The sequence below is a fragment of the Streptomyces sp. TRM64462 genome (genome assembly GCF_013362995.1).
GTDB lineage: Bacteria > Actinomycetota > Actinomycetes > Streptomycetales > Streptomycetaceae > Streptomyces.
Map to the genome: position 1 here is coordinate 1 of NZ_JABWDV010000342.1, position 5,993 is coordinate 5,993.

Here is a 5,993-nt window from a genome sequence, read left to right on the forward strand (position 1 = left end):
ACCACCAGCGCGAAGATCGTGGTGGCGGGCGGCTTCGGCGTGGGCAAGACCACGTTCGTCGGCGCCGTCTCGGAGATCAACCCGCTGCGTACCGAGGCCGTCATGACGTCCGCGTCCGCGGGCATCGACGACCTCACCCACACCGGCGACAAGACCACCACCACGGTGGCCATGGACTTCGGCCGGATCACCCTGGACCAGGACCTGATCCTCTACCTCTTCGGTACACCCGGACAGGACCGCTTCTGGTTCATGTGGGACGACCTCGTACGCGGCGCCATCGGCGCGGTCGTCCTCGTGGACACCCGACGCCTCGCCGACTGCTTCCCCGCCGTCGACTACTTCGAGAACAGCGGCCTCCCCTTCGTCATCGCCCTCAACGGCTTCGACGGACACCAGCCGTACACCCCCGACGAAGTACGCGAGGCGCTGCAGATCGGCCCGGACACGCCCATCATCACCACCGACGCCCGCCACCGCGCGGACGCCAAGAGCGCCCTCATCACCCTCGTCGAGCACGCCCTCATGGCCCGGTTGAAGTAGTCACCCGTATGCGATAGTCAAGTAGACGTAGATATACGGAAGTTGTCGTAGTCATTCAGTGGGCGGGCTGTGTCGAAGGACACGGCCCGCCACGCCGGTTCATAACGTTTCGACAGAGAATTGCGGCGCTCCGGACACGAGACGCAGCCGGGCGATCCCGCTGCGCTCACATGAGCCTCGCCTTTTGGCGGGGCTCGCTCTTTATGCCCGTTTTATCTGGCGCCCGGACCAGCGGTAATCGCTCGATCGGGCTGTTTGGAGCACAGCCGCTTTACGTGCTGCAATGCACGAACTCCCGAGTAGTACGGCTCTGAACAGAGAAACGGCACAACCTAGGTGCCGGCGCCGAGAGGTTGTTGGTCGAGTGAGGCGAAGCACGAAGAGCGCCGCGGAGCAGCAGACGCGGGGCAACTTCACCCCGCCGCCGCGCACAGCGGTGTCGCCTGCGGATGCGCCCGTAACATCCCCGGCCGGTTCCCCCGGCGGACGCGGAGGGGACGGCGGATCCAGCCGCTTCTCGCCGCGCAACTGGCACGTGGCCACGCGTCTGAACGCCATCCTGCTCGTACCGGTGCTCGTCGGTCTCGTCATGGGCGGCTTCCAGGTCAAGGCCTCGGTCGACACCTGGAACGAGGCACGCGACGCCGAGAAGACCGCGCGCATCGTGCGGGCCGCCTCCGAGTACAGCCAGGCGCTGCTCAACGAGCGCGACCTCACCGCCGAGACGCTCCTCACCGCGAAGACCCCGTCCGACCGCGAGACGAGCACCGTCACCGACCTGTACGCCGCGACGGACGCCGCCAAGCAGAAGTTCGACAGCGCCGTCCAGGACATGCCGCCCGGGCAGGGCCTGGAGCGCCGTCTGACGCTGTTCCGCGTGGAGGAGCCGAAGCTCCAGGAGCTGCGCCAGGCCGCGTACACCAAGGTGCTCGACCCGGTGCAGACCGAAGAGGGCTACGTCAAGGTCCAGCACTCGCTGATGGAGTTCTCCAACGAACTCGGCCTCGGCACCGGCAACGTCACCAGCTTCGGCCGTACCGTCTACGCCATCCAGCTCGCCAAGGCCGCCGAATCCCTGCAGCGCTCGATCGGTATGCACCTGCTGATCCGGCCGAGCAAGGACGACGACGTCTTCCGCGCCCAGTCCGAGGCGTTCACGTCGTACAAGTACCTGGAGCAGATCGCGCTGCTGGAGTACATATCCGGCGGTACCCAGGAGGACCAGGACCGGCTGCGCGAGGTCATGACCCGCAAGGCCCAGGAAGGCGCCAAGGAGTTCGCCGCCGCCGGCGTACAGCCGCCCGTCGGCGAGACGGCCAGCGGTGAGAAGTCGGTCTTCGAGGGCATGGCCACCGAGATCGGCAAAGCCGAGGACGCCGACGCCATCGAGGAGCTCACGAAGCGCAAGCAGGGCGGCGTCACGCCCGAGACGTGGATGGCTGTCGCCACCGGTAAGTACGACGCGTACTCCGAGGTCGAGGCCGAGCTGCTGACCAAGGCCCTGAACGAGGCGACCCGGGTCGCCGACGAGGCCAGGAACGACGCCTTCCTCACCGGTGGCATCGTCGTGGTCGCGCTGCTGGCCGCCTTCATCCTGGCCGGCCTCATGGCCCGCCAGATGAGCCGTGCGATGCGCAAGCTGCGCCACGCCGCCCTCGGGGTCGCCGAGCAGCGTCTGCCGATGCTGGTCGACCAGCTGTCGCGTACCGAGCCGGGCAAGGTCGACACCCGCGTCGAGCCCATCCCGATCCAGACGCAGGACGAGATCGGCGAGGTCGCCCGGGCCTTCGACCAGGTCCACCGCGAGGCCGTCCGGCTCGCCGCCGAGCAGGCGCTGCTGCGGGGCAACGTCAACGCGATCTTCACCAACCTGTCGCAGCGCAACCAGTCGCTGATCGAGGGCCAGCTGACCCTGATCACGGACCTGGAGAACAACGAGGCCGACCCGGACCAGCTGGAGAACCTCTTCAAGCTCGACCACCTGGCGACGCGTATGCGCCGGAACGGCGAGAACCTGCTGATCCTCGCGGGCGAGGAGCCGGGCCGCCGCTGGGACCAGCCCGTCCCGCTGGTCGACGTCATGCGGGCCGCCACCTCCGAGGTGGAGCAGTACGAGCGCATCGAGCTGTCGGGCGTCCCGGAGGCCGACATCCACGGCCAGGCCGTGACCGACCTCGTGCACCTGCTCGCCGAGCTGCTGGAGAACGCCACCACGTTCTCGTCGCCGCAGACGAAGGTGCGCGTGACCGCGACCCGGCTGCCCGACGGCCGCGTGATGATCGAGATCCACGACAAGGGCATCGGTCTCACCGCCGAGGACTTCGCGGACATCAACCACAAGCTGGCCAACCCGCCGACCGTCGACGTCGCGGTCTCCCAGCGCATGGGCCTGTTCGTGGTCGGCCGCCTCGCCGACCGGCACGGCATCCGCGTCCAGCTGCGCCCCTCGGGCGAGCAGGCCGGTACGACGTCGCTGATCATGCTGCCGGACGCGATCACGCACGGTGGCGGCGGAGAGCCGCACCAGGACGACTTCACGGTCTCCCAGATCATCCCGGAGCAGCAGACGTACGAGGCTCCCGCCGTCGCCCCGATGCGGACGGCCGCGGAACTCGGCTTCGACGACTCGCGGTACGAGCAGCAGCAGGACGCCGCCTCGCTGGACCCGGTCGGCCGGTCGCTGATGCGCGAGGAGCGCCGTGCGGCGCTGGGCGCCCAGTTCCAGGGCGACCAGTCGCAGGACGACTCCCGTGACCCGCAGCAGCAGGCGTACGGCGAGGAGCGGGACCCGTACGCGGGCGAGGCCTACCAGCAGGAGTCGTACGAGCAGGAGCCGTACGAGCAGGAGTCGTACGAGCAGGAGCGGTACGACGCGTACGGCGGCCAGGAGCAGCAGGCGGCGTACGGGCAGGGCGGCTACGACCAGCAGTCCGGCTACGACGAGTACGGCACCGCCAACGGCGGCTACCAGGACGGCGGCGACGGCCAGTACGGCGACGGCCGCGACGGTCAGTACGGCGACTCGCACGACGGCCGGTACGGCGACGGCGGCGACGGCTACGGGGCCGGCCGACCGGGCGGCGACCGTGCCTCGGGCGAGTACCCCCAGCCCTCGTATGCGGAAGCCGACTTCTCCGGCCGCGACGGCGAACAGCCCTCGTACGACAACCAGTTCGACCCGCAGCCCCACCAGGGCGAGTGGCCGGATCAGGGCGGCTACGCGGGCGGCTACGACAACGGATACGGTGCCGAATCGGAATCCGCGCAGGGCGCTCCCGTGAACGACCGGGACGGCGTAGGCTTCGACCGTCCGGGTTCCGACCGGAGCACCGACCACGAGCAGCACCGACTGACCGACGCGGGTCTCCCCCGCCGCGGCAGCCAGCGGCCCGCGGGGCTCCAGAGCGAGGCCCGGGACCAGCAGGACACGCCGGATCTGCGGGCCGAGCCGGCCCCGCAGGAGCGGCCCGTCCCGCAGGCCCCGGCTCCGCAGAGCGAGGCGGCCGGCCACGACGACTGGCGCTCGTCGAACGACGAGCGCTGGCAGCGGGCCGGGAAGCTGAGGGACCCGAAGGCCGGCGGTGTCACGGCCTCCGGACTGCCCCGGCGGATTCCCAAGGCGAACCTGATCGAGGGAACCGCTGAGCAGACCCCGCAGGGCGGCCCACAGGTCTCCCGCGCCCCCGAGGACGTGCGCGGCAGGTTGAGCAACCTGCGACGCGGTGTCCAGCAGGGACGCAACGCGGGAACGGACATGAACGGATCGGCCACTTACGATCAGCACAGTGGCCCGGGTAGTACCTACAACCAGGAGCGTTAGTGTGAGCCCGATGAGCCAGGCGGCGCAGAATCTGAACTGGTTGATCACCAACTTCGTGGACAACACCCCCGGGGTGTCGCACACGGTGGTGGTCTCCGCCGACGGACTCCTGCTGGCGATGTCCGAAGGTTTTCCGCGTGACCGTGCCGACCAGCTCGCGGCCGTCGCGTCCGGGCTGACCTCGCTGACCGCGGGCGCCTCCCGGATCTTCGAAGGCGGCCAGGTCAACCAGACCGTGGTGGAGATGGAGCGCGGCTTCCTCTTCATCATGTCCATCTCGGACGGCTCCTCGCTGGCCGTGCTCGCCCACCCCGACGCCGACATCGGCCTCGTCGGCTACGAGATGGCGCTGCTCGTGGACCGTGCCGGCAGCGTCCTCACCCCGGATCTCCGCGCGGAGCTCCAAGGCAGCCTGCTCAACTAGCAGAACGCACCGTGCGTTTCTGGCCACCGCACCGTAAGGTGCGGTGGCGCGGCTCCACAGGGACATGGACCGCGGACGGCAGTCGGAGGAGGAGACGTGGCAACACACCCAGGCGGACACCAGCCTTACGACGGTGCGAACCAGTCGCAGGGCGACGCGAACCGCTTCAACTTCCCCTCGGCTCCGAGCAGACAGGGCTACCCGCCCTATCAGCAGCCGCAGTCCCCGCCACAGCAGCACCAACAGCCGCAGGCACCGCGCAGCCAGCCGGTGCACCAGCGGCAGCGTCCCGCGTCGGGGCAGAGCACGGGCGCCCACAACCCTCTGGTCCGTCCGTACGCCATGACCGGCGGCCGGACGCGACCGCGGTACCAGCTCGCCATCGAGGCGCTGGTGTCGACCACGGCCGATCCGTCGCGGCTGGTCGGGCAGTTGCCCGAGCACCAGCGGATCTGCCGGCTGTGCTTCGAGATCAAGTCGGTGGCCGAGATCTCGGCACTTCTCTCCATCCCCCTCGGCGTTGCCCGGATCCTCGTCGCCGACCTGGCCGAGGCCGGACTTGTCGCCATCCACCAGCCCGGCGGTGACGAGGCCGCCGGCGGCCAGCCAGACGTGACACTGCTCGAAAGGGTGCTCAGTGGACTTCGCAAGCTCTAGCGGCGGTGCGGCCCGCTCAACCACCAGCGCGAAGATCGTGGTGGCGGGCGGCTTCGGCGTGGGCAAGACCACGTTCGTCGGCGCCGTCTCGGAGATCAACCCGCTGCGTACCGAGGCCGTCATGACGTCCGCGTCCGCGGGCATCGACGACCTCACCCACACCGGCGACAAGACCACCACCACGGTGGCCATGGACTTCGGCCGGATCACCCTGGACCAGGACCTGATCCTCTACCTCTTCGGTACACCCGGACAGGACCGCTTCTGGTTCATGTGGGACGACCTCGTACGCGGCGCCATCGGCGCGGTCGTCCTCGTGGACACCCGACGCCTCGCCGACTGCTTCCCCGCCGTCGACTACTTCGAGAACAGCGGCCTCCCCTTCGTCATCGCCCTCAACGGCTTCGACGGACACCAGCCGTACACCCCCGACGAAGTACGCGAGGCGCTGCAGATCGGCCCGGACACGCCCATCATCACCACCGACGCCCGCCACCGCGCGGACGCCAAGAGCGCCCTCATCACCCTCGTCGAGCACGCCCTCATGGC

Annotated in this window: 5 protein-coding genes; all 5 read left to right on the forward strand. The window is 69.3% G+C overall.

Annotation, left to right across the window (positions count from 1 at the left end; genetic code table 11):
* A partial coding sequence (locus tag HTZ82_RS17655; RefSeq protein ID WP_175410362.1) for an ATP/GTP-binding protein occupies positions 1–543 on the forward strand: 543 nt, incomplete at its 5' end.
* 364 nt (positions 544–907) lie between these two features.
* Positions 908–4,363, forward strand: coding sequence for a nitrate- and nitrite sensing domain-containing protein (locus HTZ82_RS17660; RefSeq protein ID WP_175410363.1), 3,456 nt, complete (start codon positions 908–910; stop codon positions 4,361–4,363).
* Between the two features lie 10 nt (positions 4,364–4,373).
* The gene (locus tag HTZ82_RS17665) at positions 4,374–4,787 is read left to right on the forward strand and encodes a roadblock/LC7 domain-containing protein (RefSeq protein WP_175410366.1); all 414 of its coding nucleotides are present in this window, start codon (positions 4,374–4,376) and stop codon (positions 4,785–4,787) included.
* A 96-nt stretch (positions 4,788–4,883) separates the two neighbouring features.
* Positions 4,884–5,444 (forward strand): DUF742 domain-containing protein, encoded by a 561-nt coding sequence (locus HTZ82_RS17670; RefSeq protein ID WP_175410364.1) that lies wholly within the window; start codon positions 4,884–4,886, stop codon positions 5,442–5,444.
* Positions 5,425–5,993: ATP/GTP-binding protein (locus HTZ82_RS17675; RefSeq protein WP_175410365.1), on the forward strand; the 569-nt coding region annotated here is incomplete at its 3' end. The genes HTZ82_RS17670 and HTZ82_RS17675, both read left to right, overlap by 20 nt.

What these genes read in the sequence shown, in the direction of transcription:
- HTZ82_RS17665 (WP_175410366.1), top strand. Translation starts at nt 4,374, where the DNA reads ATGAGCCAGGCGGCGCAGAATCTGAACTGGTTGATCACCAACTTCGTG.